The 14,543-nt window shown below is 69.7% G+C and carries 12 protein-coding genes; 9 read left to right on the top strand and 3 right to left on the bottom strand.

The genetic code is table 11. From position 1 onward, the window contains the following. Positions 1-8 precede the first annotated feature (8 nt). Positions 9-2,675, top strand: a complete 2,667-nt coding sequence (locus XAN126_RS0100060; protein WP_024276552.1) for a TIGR02302 family protein — start codon at positions 9-11, stop codon at positions 2,673-2,675. A 16-nt stretch (positions 2,676-2,691) separates the two neighbouring features. On the opposite strand, the gene XAN126_RS0100055 is transcribed toward XAN126_RS0100060, so the two are convergent. Both XAN126_RS0100055 and XAN126_RS0100050 read right to left on the bottom strand, forming a co-directional pair. Then, entirely contained in the window at positions 2,692-3,138 is a 447-nt protein-coding gene (locus XAN126_RS0100055) for an NfeD family protein (protein ID WP_024276551.1), read from the bottom strand. 4 nt (positions 3,139-3,142) lie between these two features. After that, positions 3,143-4,135: an SPFH domain-containing protein gene (locus XAN126_RS0100050; protein WP_029876507.1), complete on the bottom strand. Its 993-nt coding sequence runs from the start codon at positions 4,133-4,135 to the stop codon at positions 3,143-3,145. 321 nt (positions 4,136-4,456) lie between these two features. On the opposite strand from XAN126_RS0100050, the gene XAN126_RS0100045 reads away from it, so the two are divergent. From XAN126_RS0100045 to mraY, 7 genes are all read left to right on the top strand, one after another. Further along, the gene (locus XAN126_RS0100045) at positions 4,457-4,930 is read left to right on the top strand and encodes a cell division protein MraZ (protein WP_024276549.1); all 474 of its coding nucleotides are present in this window, start codon (positions 4,457-4,459) and stop codon (positions 4,928-4,930) included. After that, positions 4,927-5,964, top strand: coding sequence for a 16S rRNA (cytosine(1402)-N(4))-methyltransferase RsmH (rsmH, locus tag XAN126_RS0100040; protein WP_024276548.1), 1,038 nt, complete (start codon positions 4,927-4,929; stop codon positions 5,962-5,964). The genes XAN126_RS0100045 and rsmH overlap by 4 nt, the downstream gene beginning before the upstream one ends. Before the next feature lie 5 nt (positions 5,965-5,969). Further along, positions 5,970-6,578, top strand: a complete 609-nt coding sequence (locus XAN126_RS26710) for a hypothetical protein (protein ID WP_024276547.1) — start codon at positions 5,970-5,972, stop codon at positions 6,576-6,578. Between the two features lie 11 nt (positions 6,579-6,589). Next, complete coding sequence (locus XAN126_RS0100030) at positions 6,590-8,536, top strand: penicillin-binding protein 2 (RefSeq protein ID WP_024276546.1); 1,947 nt, start codon at positions 6,590-6,592, stop codon at positions 8,534-8,536. 90 nt (positions 8,537-8,626) lie between these two features. Beyond that, positions 8,627-10,105, top strand: a complete 1,479-nt coding sequence (locus XAN126_RS0100025; protein ID WP_024276545.1) for a UDP-N-acetylmuramoyl-L-alanyl-D-glutamate--2,6-diaminopimelate ligase — start codon at positions 8,627-8,629, stop codon at positions 10,103-10,105. Then, positions 10,102-11,562: a UDP-N-acetylmuramoylalanyl-D-glutamyl-2,6-diaminopimelate--D-alanyl-D-alanine ligase gene (locus XAN126_RS0100020; protein WP_024276544.1), complete on the top strand. Its 1,461-nt coding sequence runs from the start codon at positions 10,102-10,104 to the stop codon at positions 11,560-11,562. The genes XAN126_RS0100025 and XAN126_RS0100020 overlap by 4 nt, the downstream gene beginning before the upstream one ends. Before the next feature lie 7 nt (positions 11,563-11,569). Beyond that, on the top strand, positions 11,570-12,655 hold the full coding sequence (mraY, locus tag XAN126_RS0100015; RefSeq protein ID WP_024276543.1) for a phospho-N-acetylmuramoyl-pentapeptide-transferase: 1,086 nt from the start codon (positions 11,570-11,572) through the stop codon (positions 12,653-12,655). 77 nt (positions 12,656-12,732) lie between these two features. Here mraY and XAN126_RS0100010 read toward each other — a convergent pair whose 3' ends face one another. After that, complete coding sequence (locus XAN126_RS0100010; RefSeq protein ID WP_024276542.1) at positions 12,733-12,951, bottom strand: DUF2892 domain-containing protein; 219 nt, start codon at positions 12,949-12,951, stop codon at positions 12,733-12,735. A 222-nt stretch (positions 12,952-13,173) separates the two neighbouring features. On the opposite strand from XAN126_RS0100010, the gene murD reads away from it, so the two are divergent. Then, positions 13,174-14,543: UDP-N-acetylmuramoyl-L-alanine--D-glutamate ligase (gene murD, locus XAN126_RS0100005; RefSeq protein ID WP_024276541.1), on the top strand; the 1,370-nt coding region annotated here is incomplete at its 3' end.

Here is a 14,543-nt window from a genome sequence, read left to right as displayed (position 1 = left end):
GAGAGGGTGTGAGCGTATCTCGCGACGGAAAGCTCCCGCGCAGGCCCCAGGACCGCACGCCGGAAGAGACCGCGCGTGACCTGCTTGAACGCGCCATCGGCCGCGCCCGCCTCACGGTATTCTGGGAACGGGCCTGGCCTGCTTTCGCGCGTGTCGGCGTTCCCCTGGCCCTGTTCCTCGCCGTCTCCTTCGCCGGTGTCTGGGTGTCGGCACCCGTGTGGGCGCGCATCGCCGGCGTGGTGCTGTTCGCGCTGGCCATCCTCTTTGCCGCCCGCCCGCTCCTCGCCCTGCGCTGGCCGAGCCGGGAGGAGGCGGTGGCGCGCCTCGATGCGAAGAGCGCCCTCGCCCACCGCCCCGCCACGGCCATTTCCGACAGCCTCGCCACCCGCCCGGACGATCCGGTCGGCGCCGCCCTGTGGCGCGCGCACCTCGCCCGCGCACTGGCGGCCGCCCGTTCGCTGAAGGCCGGCACGCCCTCGCCCGGCCTCGCCCGTCTCGATCCGCGCGCCGTTCGCGCGCTGGCGGTGCTGGCGCTGGCGGCCACCGTCTTCATGGCACCGGGGCAGCACCTCTCCCGCATCGGCGCGGCCTTCGACTGGAAGACCATCGTCCCGCCCCCGCCCTACCGGCTCGATGCCTGGATCGATCCGCCCGCCTATACCGGCCGCCCGCCCGTGGTGCTGCCGGGGCTGCGCTCGGATGATCCCACTTCGCTGAATGCCGCCGCGCTGCAGGTTCCCGTGGGCAGCACGCTCGTGGTGCGTGGCTCCGGCATCGACACCGCCGCCCTCAAGCTCGACGGCGGCATCACCGAGACGAAGCCCGAGGCCGATGCCCCGACCACCGCCGGCGAAAAGCGCTACGTGATCCGCGAGGATTCCGACGTCACCTTCCTCGGTCCCGACCAGCGCCGCCTTGCATGGCGCTTCAAGGTGCTGGCGGACCAGAAGCCCACCATCAGCTTCGCCAAGGATCCGCAGACCGGCCAGCGCAACGCGCTGGTGCTAGCCTACCGGATGGAGGACGATTACGGGGTGAAGGAAGCCGAGGCGCTGTTCACGCCCCTTCTGCCCGAGCCGCCGCTCTTCCCGCGCCCCGGCGCATCCCCGCGCAAGATGGCGCAGCCGCTGGTTCCTCCGCCCGACTTCAAGCTGACCCTGCCGGCCGGTGGTCGTACCGGCGCGGCGCAGACCACAAAGGATCTCGTCGCCCATCCGTGGGCCGGCGCCCGCGTGGAGGTCCAGCTCAAGGCCCGCGACGACGCCGGCAACGAAGGCGTCAGCGAGACAAAGACCGTCCGCCTGCCCGCGCGCGCCTTCTCGAAGCCCCTCGCCAAGGCGCTCATCGACGAGCGCCGCCGCCTCGCCTTCGACGCCGGCAACCGCCGCCGGCTGGTCACGGTGCTGGAAGGCCTCACCATCGCCCCCGCCCAGTTCGCCCCTGGCGCCGGCGAATATCTCGGCCTGCGCACCGCGCTGGCCCGCGCCAAGAACGCCCGCAACGACGACGACCTCAGGTCGCTGGTGGATTATCTCTGGGAAGTGGCGGTGCTGATCGAGGACGGCACCCTCTCCGACGCCGAGCGCGAGCTGCGCGCCGCCCAGGAGGCGCTGCGCGAGGCATTGGAGCGCGGCGCCAGCGACGAGGAGATCAAGCGCCTTACGCAGGATCTGCGCGCGGCCATGGAAAAGATGATGCGGCAGCTCGCCGAGCAGGCACGCCGCGACAGCGGGACCGACGCCCGCCCGCTCGATCCCAACACCCGCATCGTCCGCCCGCAGGACCTGCAGAAGATGCTGGACCGCATTGAGAATCTCGCCCGCTCCGGCAACAAGGATGCGGCCCGCGAGCTGCTCGACCAGCTCCAGGCCATGATGGAGAACATGCGCCCCGGCAACCGTCAGGCCGGCCGCCAGCAGCAGGGACAGCAGCAGCAGAGCGAAATCGGCAAGATGATCCAGGAGCAGCAGCGCCTGCGCGACCGCACCTGGCGCCAGAACCGGGAAGGTCCGCAAGGGCAACAGGGTCAGCAGGGCCAACGCGGTCAGCAGGGTCAGCAGGGCCAAGGTCAGCAGGGCCAAGGTCAGCAAGGACAGCAGGGTCAGGGCCAGCAGCCCGGCGAGAACGGCTTCTCAGACCTTCAGCAGGGACAGCAGGAGCTGCGCAAGCGCCTCGGCCGCATGCTCGACCAGATGCGCCGCATGCAAGAGGGACAGGGCCAGCAGGGCCAAGGTCAACAGGGCCAGAACGGCGAAGGTGGCGAAGGCGACGCCATGGGCCGGGCCGGCGAGGCCATGGGCCGGGCGGAGCAGGCCATGCGCGAGGCGGAGGAAGCCCTCAGCCGTGGCGAGGGCCAGGGCGCGCTCGACGCCGAGGGCCGTGCCCTCCAGTCGCTCCGGCAGGGTGCGCAGGCCATGGCGGAGGCGCAGCGCGGCCAGCAGGAGGGGCAAGGCCCCGGCGGTCCGGGCGAGGAAAGCGCCCAGCGCACCGATCCCCTCGGCCGCCCCCTGCGCAGCCAGGACTATGGCGACGACTTCACCGTGAAGGTGCCGGACGAGGTGGACGCCCAGCGCGCCCGCCGCGTGCTGGAGGAGCTGCGGCGCCGGCTGGAGCAGCCCGAGCGTCCCCAGATCGAGCTCGATTATCTGGAGCGCCTCCTGCGCGGGCTGAACTGAGGCAGGGTCGGAGGCGTCAGGCCTCGACCGGCTCCACCTTCAGCGTCGCGCCGTCGGCACCGGTGACGCGCACGTCGCGGCCGGCAGCGACATCCGGACCTTCCACGCGCCACACCGTGTCGTCGATGCGCACCCGGCCGACCCCGCCGAGGATCGGCGCATCGAGGGTGAATACCCGACCCACGAAGCCTTCCGGGCGGCGGTTCAGGAACGGCCGGTCGGAGGCCTTGCCCGGGGCTGGGGTGACGCGCCGGCCCACCAGCACCGCCACCACCGCCAGCGCCGCGAACACCAGCACTTCCACCTGCCACGCGAGCGCCACCGTGTAGGCGATGGCACCGGTGACCAGCGCCGCGAGCCCGAGCCACAGCAGGAAGGCCCCCGGCGCCGCGATCTCCGCCACCAGCAGCACGCCGCCGAGGACGAACCACGCCCAGGGACCGAGATGGGAGAGAAGGGGCATGGGCTCAGCCCTCCCGCGGCGGCATGGTCGCGGGGCCGGTGGGACGCCGGCCGGGTGAACGGGGCGCGGGCGCGCCCTCAGTCCCGAACGCGCCCTTGGCGATCTCGCCGATGCCGGCCAGAGACGAGAGCAGCGCCGTGCCCTCATAGGGCATCAGCACCACCTTCTGGTTCGGTGCGGCGCCCATGGTCTCGAACGCCTTCACGTACTTCTCGGCGATGTAATAGTTGAGTGCCGCCGGATCGCCGTTCGCCACCGCGACGGACAGCATCTCGGTGGCCTTGGCATCCGCCTGCGCCAGCCGCTCGCGGGCCTCGGCGTCGCGGAAGGCGGCCTCACGGCGGCCCTCGGCCTGCAGGATCTGGCCCTGCTTCTGGCCCTCCGCCTTGAGGATTTCCGACTGGCGCAAGCCCTCGGCCTCGAGGATCACGGCGCGCTTCTCGCGTTCGGCCTTCATCTGGCGGCCCATGGCGTTCACGAGGTCGGCGGGCGGCACGATGTCCTTGATCTCGATGCGCGTCATCTTGATGCCCCAGGGCGAGCAGGCCGCATCCACCACCGTCAGAAGGCGCACGTTGATCTCGTCGCGGTGGGACAAGAGCTGGTCGAGGTCCATGGAGCCCATGACGGTGCGGATGTTGGTCATGGTCAGCGCGAGGATGGCGGCGTCGAGCCGAGCGACCTCGTAGCTGGCGCGGGCGGCGTCGAAGACCTGGAAGAACACCACGCCGTCCACCGTCACGGTGGCATTGTCCTTGGTGATGACCTCCTGGCTCGGGACGTCGATCACCTGCTCCATCACGTTCACGCGGTTGCCGATGCGATCGATGAACGGGACGATAAGGTTGAGGCCGGGCATGAGCGTCTTGGTGTACCGGCGGAAGCGCTCCACCGTGTACTGGTAGCCCTGCGGCACCGTCTTCACGCCAGAGAAGACCACCGCCACCGCCAGCACCAGCAGCACCAGCACGAACAGGTTGGGACCGATCTCGATCATGGGACGCCCCTCAGCCGGCCCCCTGCGGCCGGTGGCGCATATGGCCATGGGGAAGGGGGCGGCGGCAAGGCAGGGGCACGCCGAAGGAACGGAAGGGGAAGATCCGGCGCGGTCCGATTCGCACGCGATTCGTTCGCGTGATGTTCCCGTCGGAGCCGACGCGGCGTCCCGTTTCGGCACAGCGCGGCCCATGCCGTTTCGTTGACGGCCCATGTCAGCCCATGATAACCCATAAGTACCCATGAACAGGATGGACGGTCTCGGCCGTCACGCGGGCCGCCTTGAACGGCGCCCGTTGCAACACGAGGGCACCCGGGCGCCATGGACCGCTTCGTGTCCACCTACACGATGCGCCTCGACGCCAAGGGCCGGGTCTCCATCCCCGCGCCCTACCGCATGGTGCTGACCAAGGACGGCGCGGACGGCCTCTATTGCCATCCGAGCCTTGCGGAACCGGCGCTGGATGCCGGCGGCAATCGTCTGATCGGCGAGATCGACACGCTGATCGACAGCTACCCGCCCTATTCCGAAGCGCGCGAGGAGCTGGCCGCCGCCCTCTACGGCACCAGCGAGACGTTGCGCATCGATCCGGAGGGCCGGGTGGTGCTGACGGAGAGTTTGAAGGCCCACGCGGCGATCACCGATCAGGTGGCGTTCGTCGGGCTGGGACACAAATTCCGGATCTGGGAACCGGAGCGGCTGAAGGCACATCTCGCGGAGGCCACCCGACGGGTGCGCGAGTTGCGCCAGGCCATCGGCTCCCGAGCGGAGACCACGCGGAGCGAACGGACATGACGACGGGCCACGGGGTCGGCCCCGCCGACGCCGCTGGCGGACCGGCCCGTCATCTGCCGGTGATGCTTCGCGAGGTTCTCGCGCACCTCGCGCCGAAGGATGCCGGCCATTATGTGGACGGCACCTTCGGCGCGGGAGGTTACACCTCCGCGATCCTCGCCGCGGCCGACTGCCAGGTGCTCGCCATCGACCGCGACCCCACGGCCATCGCCGCCGGACAGACGCTGGTCGAAGCCTCGGGCAAGCGCCTCCTCCTCGTGCAGGACCGCTTCTCGCGGCTCGACGAGATCGCCGCCGAGCAGGATTTCGGCCCCCTCGACGGGGTGGTGCTGGACATCGGCGTCTCCTCCATGCAGCTCGACGAGGCGGACCGCGGCTTCTCCTTCCGCCGCGACGGGCCGCTCGACATGCGCATGGGCGCAGACGGGCTCTCGGCCGCCGATCTCGTCGCCACACTGGATGACGTCCGCCTCGCCCACATCATCTGGACCTTCGGCGAGGAGCGGCATTCGCGCGCCATCGCCAAGGCCATCGTGAAGGCGCGGGAAGAGGCGCCCATCACCCGCACGGCGCAGCTCGCCGAGATCGTCTCGCGCGTGGTGTGGGCCAAGCCCGGCGAGATGCATCCCGCCACCCGCACCTTCCAGGCCCTGCGCATCGCCGTGAACGAGGAATTGTCGGAGCTTGTGGAGGCGCTTGCCGCCGCCGAGCGGGCGCTCAGGCCGGGGGGACGGCTGGTGGTCGTCACCTTCCATTCCCTTGAGGACAGGATCGTTAAGACTTTTCTGTCACACCGGTCCAAGGCACCGTCCGCCTCGCGCCACCAGCCGCAAGCGGAAGGGCCGGAGCCCTCCTTCCGCCTCGTGGCGAAGGGAGCCGTAGAGCCCGGTCCCGACGAAGTGGCAGGCAACCCGCGCTCCAGGTCCGCGAAACTTCGCGCGGCCGAGCGCACGGACGCCCCGGCGCATCCGGGCGGTGACCTGATGGGGCTGCTTCCGCCCCCATCACCGCAACGCGCAGGGCGGAGACGCTAGTCGAGATGTTTCGGGTCGCCAATGTCGTGATGGTCGTCGCGCTTCTGGTGACCGCCGCGGTGGTCTACCAGCTCAAGGTCTCGTCCACCGCCGAGGCCGAGCGGCTCGCCACCCTGCGCACCCAGATCCGCAAGGAGCGCGATTCGATCGCGCTGATGCGGGCCGAATGGGCGCGCCGCACCTCGCCCATCTATATCCAGGGCCTCGCCGAGCGGCATCTCGACATGAAGCGGCTCGATGTCGATTCGATTTCCAGCCTCGATGACCTGCCCGCCAAGCCCGCCTCCGGCGGCGACGGCATCGGCGGCATGATCGAGGCGCTGGTGGACGCACCCCTCGTCACCTCCTCGGCCGGCTCCAAGCCCTCGGCCTCGACCACCGCACCCACAAGCTCGGGCGGCGCCACGGTGCCGGCGACCTCGGCGCTGCGCCCGGCCAATGCGCCGGTGTCGAAGCCAGCCGCGAGCGCGTCCGCCGCGCCCCGTCCCCCGGCGGCACGCCCCCTGCCCCCCATGCAGCCGGCACCAGCCGCCGCCGCTCCGGCGCCCGCCCCGCCCCCGGAGCCCACCAATCCCCTCGAAAAGCTCTCCGGATTCCTGGCCGGTTTCCGCTGACGAGGTCCGAAATGGCTGATCTGTCTTCCATCTCCGCCCGCCTCGCCCGCCTGTGGGCCGGCATCGTCGCCGCCGTCGGTCCCGTGCTCCGGGATGCCGACGCCTCGTGCGCGGTGCTGCTCGATCGTCTCGGCGCCGGCAGCAAGGCCGCCGGCCGCGCCACCGCGCGCGGCTCCGCACGGGCTGCCCTCGCAACCTGGAACGTGCTTTGGCCGTTCACGGTGCGGCTCGGATATCTCGCCTGGCGGGGCGTCCGCCACGTGGTGCGCGGGCTGTTCGGCCTCGACCGTGGAGATCCCGATACCGTGGCGCGCGGCCGCATCCGGCTGGTGATGCTGGCCTTCTGCGGCTTGTTCATCGCCATCGCGGTGCAGCTCTCCCACCTCGCTATGACGGCGGACGGCGGCGGCGGGCGCGGCCGTGGCTCGGATGCGGTTGCCTCCGCGCGTCCGGATATCATCGACCGCAACGGCGACATCGTCGCCATCGACGTGAAGTCCCCGTCCCTCTTCGCCGAGCCGCGCCGCCTCATCGATCCTGACGAGGCGCTGGAAGGCCTGCTCAAGGTGCTGCCCGACCTCGATGTCGAGGAGGCCCGCAAGCGCCTCAATTCCGGCAAGGGTTTCGCCTGGCTCAAGCGCGAGATCACGCCGGCGCAGATGCGCGCCATCCACCGCCTCGGCTTTCCCGGCATCGGCTTCCTGAAGGAAAACCGCCGCATCTATCCCGACGGCCCGATCATCTCCCACGTGATGGGCGGGGTGAACGTGGACAACCAGGGCATCTCGGGCATCGAGAAGTGGATCGACAGCCGCGGCCTCGCCGAACTGCATCTCGCCGGCTTTGCCACCGATCGCCAGCAGGAGCCGGTACAGCTCTCGATGGACGTGCGCGTGCAGCACGCCGTGCGCGACGAGCTGGTGAAGGCGAAGAACAAGTTCCAGGCGCTGCACGCCATGGCCGTCGTGACCGAGGTGAACACGGGCGAGATCATCTCGCTGGTGTCGATCCCCGACTTCGACCCCAACACGTCAGGCAACCCCAAGGACGACGCCTATCTCAACCGGCTCACCACCGGCGTCTACGAGATGGGCTCCACCTTCAAGGCGCTGTCCTTCGCCATGGCGCTCGATTCGGGCAAGATCGGCCTGAACTCGACCTTCGATGCGCGCGGCGCGCTGCATTTCGGCAAGTTCGCCATCCACGACTACCACGCCGAGAACCGCGTGCTCACCGTGCCGGAGATCTTCCTCGTCTCGTCCAACGTGGGCACGGCGAAGATGGTGCTCTCCCTCGGCGTGGAGGCGCACAAGGCGTTCCTGAAGAAGATGGGCCAGCTCGACCGGCTCAAGACGGAGCTGCCGGAAAGCTCCGAGCCCATCGTGCCGAGGCGCTGGGGCGAATTGAACTCGGCCACCATCGCCTTCGGCCACGGCCTCTCCGTCGCCCCGCTGCAGGCGGTGATGGCGGTGAATTCCATGGTCAATGGCGGCTTCCTCATTCCGCCCACCTTCATCAAGCGCACGCCGGAAGAAGCGCAGAAGGTCGCAGTGCGCGTGCTGAAGCCCGAGACCTCGGACAAGATGCGCTACATCATGCGCCTCAACGCCGAGAAGGGCACCGCCACCAAGGCCGAGGTGCCCGGCTTCCTGGTCGGCGGCAAGACCGGCACCGCCGAGAAGGTGGTGAACGGGCGCTACGCCCACAACAAGCTGCTCACCTCCTTCACCGCCATCTTCCCCATGGACAAGCCGCGCTACCTCGTCCTCGTGATGTTCGACGAGCCCAAGGCGACGTCCGAGACCTATGGCTTTGCCACCTCGGGCTGGAACGCGGCCCCCACCGCCGGCAAGATCGTCGAGCGCATCGCTCCCATGCTCAACATCGCGCCGCGCCAGAACCTGCCCAATGCGGAGCAGCTGCTGCGCATGCCGCTCAAGGTCGCCGACCGCAACTGATGTCACCGCTGCGGGAGCACGTTACCGCCACCGCAGCGGCCGCCCGCGCGGGGTGACAACCGGGGCGGGCGAATGCCAAAAAGGGGTCCGATGACCACACATTTTCTCGGACAGCTCCTCGACGGCCACGCCCGCATCCTGACGCCCGACGGTGCCCAGGAGCCGATCACCGGCCTGTCCTCCGACAGCCGCCGCATCACCCCCGGCGATCTCTTTGTCGCCATCCCCGGCACCCATGCGGACGGCACGCGCTTCATCGCCGACGCCATCACGCGCGGCGCCGCCGCCGTGCTGATGGAGCCGACCGCGCCGGCCCCCATCCTGCCGCCGCAGGTGGCCCTCGCCTTCACGCTGGATGCCCGGCGCTCCCTGTCGCTGGCCGCCGCGCGCGTCTATCCGCGCCAGCCGAAGACCATCGCCGCCATAACGGGCACCGCGGGCAAGACCTCCGTCGCCTTCTTCCTGCGGCAGATCTGGGAGCGGCTCGGCCATCGCGCAGCGTATCTCGGCACCATCGGACTGGTGAAGCCGGACGGCGCCACCTATGGCAGCCTCACCACGCCCGACCCGGTGGAATTGCACGCCACCCTCGACGCGCTCGCGGGAGAAGGCGTCACCCACATGGCGCTCGAAGCCTCCTCCCACGGCCTCGACCAGAAGCGGCTCGACGGCGTGCGCCTCTCCGCCGGCGGTTTCACCAATCTCGGCCGCGACCATCTCGACTATCACCCGACGATGGACGCCTACTTCCGCGCCAAGCTTCGCCTCTTCACCGAGGTGATGCCGCTGGACGCCGCCGCCGTGGCCGTCACCTCGGCCCCCTTCGCCGCGACCGCGCTCGCCTGGGCGCACACACGCGGCCTCCGGCTCCTGCCCATCGGCGAGGGACGGGCGGACGGCATCGACATCGCTGCAGCGACGGGTTCGCCCGCGGGGCAGAAGGTGTTGTTCGCGGACGGCTCCAGCGCCGTGGTGCCGCTGGTGGGGCGCTTCCAGCTGGACAATGCCTTGCTGGCTGCCGGCCTCGCCATCGCCTGCGGCGCCGACCCCGCCGAAGCGTTCGCCGCCCTCGCGCACCTCAAGGGTGTTCCGGGCCGGCTGGAGCGCATCGGCGACGACCCGCGCCGGCCGGTGTTCGTGGACTACGCCCACAAGCCGGAAGCCCTGGCCACCGTGCTCGACACCCTGCGCGCCGCCATTCCCGGCCGGCTCGTGGTGGTGGTCGGCTGCGGCGGCGACCGCGACCGGGGCAAGCGTCCCATCATGGGCGCCATCGCCGCCATGAAGGCGGACGTGGTGATCGTCACCGACGACAACCCGCGCAGCGAGGATCCGGCAGCGATTCGCGCGGAGGTACTGGATGGCGCACGCGGTGCCAGCATCGGCAATGTGCGCGAAATCGGCGACCGGGCGGAGGCGATCCGGGCCGGCGTCGCCCTCATCGAAAGCGGGGATGCGCTGATCGTTGCCGGCAAGGGTCACGAAACCGGCCAAATCATCGGCGACCGGACATATCCATTCTCGGATGCGGCGGAAGTCCTTGCCGCCCTCAAGGAGGTCGCGGCATGAATGCGGGTGCGGGTACGGCAGAACAGGAAGGCCGGGTGCTCCACACCGTCGCGGAAATGGCGGCGGCCATGGGGGCGGAGGTACGCGGCGCGCCGCGCGATGCCACCGGCATCTCCATCGACAGCCGATCGCTCGCCCCCGGCGACACCTTCTTCGCCATCGCCGGCGAGAACAGCGACGGCCACGCTTATGTGGGCAAGGCGCTGGACGCCGGGGCCTCCGCCTGCGTGGTGGCGCGCGACCGGCTGGACCAGTTCGCCGCCGACGCCCCCCTCCTCGTGGTGGACGACGTGCTCGCCGCCCTGACCGACCTTGCGCGCGCCAGCCGTGCGCGCTCCAAGGCCGGCATCGTCGCGGTGACAGGATCGGTGGGCAAGACCACCACCAAGGAAGCGCTGCGCATCGCGCTCGGCGCCGACGGCGAGACCCACGCGTCCGCCGCCTCCTACAACAACCACTGGGGCGTGCCCCTCTCCCTCGCCCGGCTGCCGCGCGAGGCACGCTACGGCGTGTTCGAGATCGGGATGAACCATCCCGGCGAAATCACGCCGCTGGTGAAGCTGGTGCGCCCGCAGGTCGCCATCGTCACCACCGTAGAGCCGGTGCACATCGCCCAGTTCTCGGGCATCGAGGAGATCGCCGACGCCAAGGCGGAGATCTTCCAGGGGCTGGAGCCGGGCGGCGCTGTGGTGCTGAACCTCGACAACCCGCTGTTTCCCCGGCTCAAGGCCGCTGCCGAGGCGCTGGGCATCGACCGCATCGTCACCTTCGGCGAGACCGCCGGCGCCGACGTGCGGCTGAAGGAGGCGGCGCTGCAATCCTACTGCTCGGTGGGCGTGGCGGACGTGATGGGCACGCCCGTGACCTTCAAGGTGGGCATGCCGGGCCGCCACATCGTGCAGAACATGCTGGCGGTGCTCGCCGCGGCGAAGCTCGTCGGTGCCGACCTCGCGCTCGTCGGCCTCGCCCTCTCCCGCATGAAGGCGCCTCCCGGCCGCGGCGTCGCCCTGCGCCTGCAGGTGAAGGGCGGGCAGGCGACGCTGCTGGACGAAAGCTACAACGCCAACCCCGCCTCCATGCGCGCCGCCCTCGACGTGCTGAGCCGTACCCCGATAGGCCCGCGCGGCCGCCGCATCGCGGTGCTCGGCGACATGCTGGAGCTCGGCCCCGACGGCGAGGCGCACCATGCCGAGCTGGCCGAGGCGATCCGCACGGCGAAGATCGATCTGGTGTTCTGCTGCGGGCCGCAGATGCACGCGCTCTGGCAAGCCCTGCCCTCGGAGCGGCGGGGCGGCTATGCGATCCACGCCTCCCACCTCGAGCCCATGGTGGCGTCCGCCATCCGGGGCGGTGACACGTTGATGGTCAAGGGTTCCAACGGCAGCCGCATGGGACCGCTGGTCAAGAGCCTCGCCGAGCGCTTCCGCGCCGCCGAGGATGCGCTGCTCGAAGGATAGAATTCAGATGCTCCAGTGGCTTGCCGATCTCCACCAGTCCTTCACAGCCTTCAACGTCTTTCGCTACATCACCTTCCGGACCGGCGGCGCCGTGGTGACGGCGCTGCTGTTCGTGTTCCTGTTCGGCCCGGCCATGATCTCCATGCTGCGGCTGAAGCAGGGCAAGGGCCAGCCCATCCGCACCGACGGGCCGCAGTCGCACCTGCTCACCAAGAAGGGCACGCCCACCATGGGCGGGCTGATGATCCTCGCCGGCATCGCGGTGGCGACGCTGCTGTGGGCGAACCTGTTCAACTTCTATGTCTGGGTGGTGCTGCTGGTGATGCTCGGCTTCGGAATGATCGGCTTCTATGACGACTACCTGAAGGTGACGAAGCAGACCCATAACGGGCTCTCCGGCAAGACGCGCCTCGCCATCGAGGCGGTGATCTCCGGCGTCGCCGTGGTCATCATCATGACCATGGGCAAGTCGGGCCTGTCCACCTCCGTGGCCTTCCCCTTCTTCAAGGACCTGCTGCTCAACCTCGGCGTCTTCTTCGTGGTGTTCGGCGTGTTCGTCATCGTCGCGGCCGGCAATGCGGTGAACCTCACCGATGGCCTCGACGGCCTCGCCATCGTGCCGGTGATGATCGCGGCCGGCACCTTCGGCCTCATCGCCTATCTCTCCGGCAACGTGCGGTTCGCGGACTATCTGCAGATCCACTACGTCGCCGGCGTCGGCGAGCTGGCGGTGGTCTGCGGCGCGGTGATGGGGGCCGGCCTCGGCTTCCTGTGGTTCAACGCCCCGCCCGCCCAGGTCTTCATGGGCGACACCGGCTCGCTCGCGCTGGGCGGCCTGCTCGGCACGGTCGCGGTGGCCACCAAGCACGAGATCGTGCTCGCCGTGGTCGGCGGCCTGTTCGTGCTGGAGGCGGTCTCGGTGATCGTGCAGGTGGCGTCGTTCAAGCTCACCGGCAAGCGTGTGTTCAAGATGGCGCCCATCCACCACCATTTCGAGCAGCTCGGCTGGACCGAGCCGCAGGTGGTGATCCGCTTCTGGATCGTCGCCGTGGTGCTGGCGCTGGCGGGCTTGGCGACGCTCAAGCTGCGGTGAGAGGCGGTACTAACTGATGAAAAGGCCCGCGGGAGCGCCTCCCGCGGGCCTTTTTCACGAGGTTACGCGGAAAGACGTCACCGCCCGCACGTATTGATGCCCAGCAGCGGATACGCCGGGCAGAAGCGGAAGGCGGCGGTGAGCAGCATCACCACGCCGACGGCGCCGATCAGCCAGGTCCAATGCCCGAGCCCGGCCAGCGCTGGCACGGAGGGGGCCACGAAGGGCACCAGGATCAGCACGACCCCAGCGATGAAGCGCAGCACCCGGTCGATCCCACCCACGTTCGCCACCATCTCGCTCTCCCAATTCCAAGTTCAGCGGGCAAACCCAGCAAGCCTGCCCCGGCGGGGCGGGTCCACGATCCCGTTGGCTACATTCAACAGTATGAATGTCGAATCGGGCAAGCGGGGGATTTCCCTTAAGGCCGGGTGCCTGCGAAAGGGGTTCGCACTTTTTCGCATCATGCTCTAGACGGAAACTCGGACTGCATTGCCGCAACGGACGATTTTACCGCCATGATCCCCGTCACCGTCTTCAAGGATGCAACCGTCGCCCTTTTCGGGCTCGGTGGCTCGGGCCTTGCCACCGCAGAGGCACTCAAGGCCGGCGGCGCCACCGTCGTCGCCTATGATGATTCCGAGGACTCCCGCCGCAAGGCCGGAGAGGCGGGAATCCTCGTGCAGGATCTCCACGACATCGACTGGACCATCGTCCAGGCGCTGGTGCTCGCCCCCGGCGTGCCGCTCACCCACCCCGAGCCGCACTGGTCGGTGAAGCTGGCGCAGGCGGCGGGCGTCGAGATTATCGGCGACATCGAGCTGTTCTGCCGCGAGCGGCAGGCCATCGCGCGCCGCTCGCCGTTCGTCGCCATCACCGGCACCAACGGCAAGTCGACGACCACGGCGCTCATCACCCACATCCTGCGCGTCGCCGGCCGGGACGTGCAGATGGGCGGCAATATCGGCACCGCCATCCTGTCGCTTGCCCCGCCGAAGCCCGGCCGGGTGCATGTGGTGGAGTGCTCCTCCTACCAGATCGACCTTGCCCCCGGCCTCGACCCCTCCGTGGGCGTGATGCTCAACATCACCCCGGACCATCTCGACAGGCACGGCACCATCGAGAACTACGCGGCGGTGAAGGAACGCCTCGTCACCGGCGTCGAGCAGACCGGCACAGCGGTGGTGGGCGTGGACGACGATTTCTCCGCCGCCATGGCCGACCGGACGGAGCGCGCCGGCAAGCACGTGGTGCGCATCTCGGTCAGGCGGCCCCTGCCCGACGGCATCTGGCGCGAGGGCGAGACGCTCGTGGTGTCCGAAGGCGGCGCCGAGGTGTTCCGCCTGCCGCTGGGCGGCGTCGGCTCGCTGCGCGGGGCACACAATGCGCAGAACGCCGCCGCCGCCTACGCCGCCTGCCGCGCGCTCGGCGTCGCGCCGGAGGTCATCACTGTGGCGATGAAGCGCTTCCCCGGCCTTGCCCACCGCATGGAAGAGGTGGGCAACAAGGGCAAGGTACTGTTCGTCAACGATTCCAAGGCGACCAATGCGGATGCCGCCGAGCGCGCGCTGACGAGCTTCACCGACATCTTCTGGATCGCCGGCGGCAAGCCCAAGGCCGGCGGCATCGCGCCGCTCGCGCCCTTCTTCGATCGTGTCGCCAAGGCCTATCTCATCGGCGAGGCCGCGCAGGATTTCGCCGCGACGCTGGCGGACAAGGTGCCCCACGAGATCGTCGGCACCCTCGAGAAGGCGGTGGAAGCCGCCGCGCGGGACGCCGAGGCGTCCGGCCGCGCGGATGCGGTGGTGCTGCTGTCGCCGGCCTGCGCCAGCTTCGACCAGTATCCCAATTTCGAGGTGCGCGGCGACGCCTTCCGTACGCTGGTGCA

This window comes from Xanthobacter sp. 126, from assembly GCF_000526175.1.
GTDB lineage: Bacteria > Pseudomonadota > Alphaproteobacteria > Rhizobiales > Xanthobacteraceae > Xanthobacter > Xanthobacter aminoxidans.
Note: the sequence above shows the minus strand (reverse complement) of the source record. Positions and strands in the feature narration are given on the sequence as shown.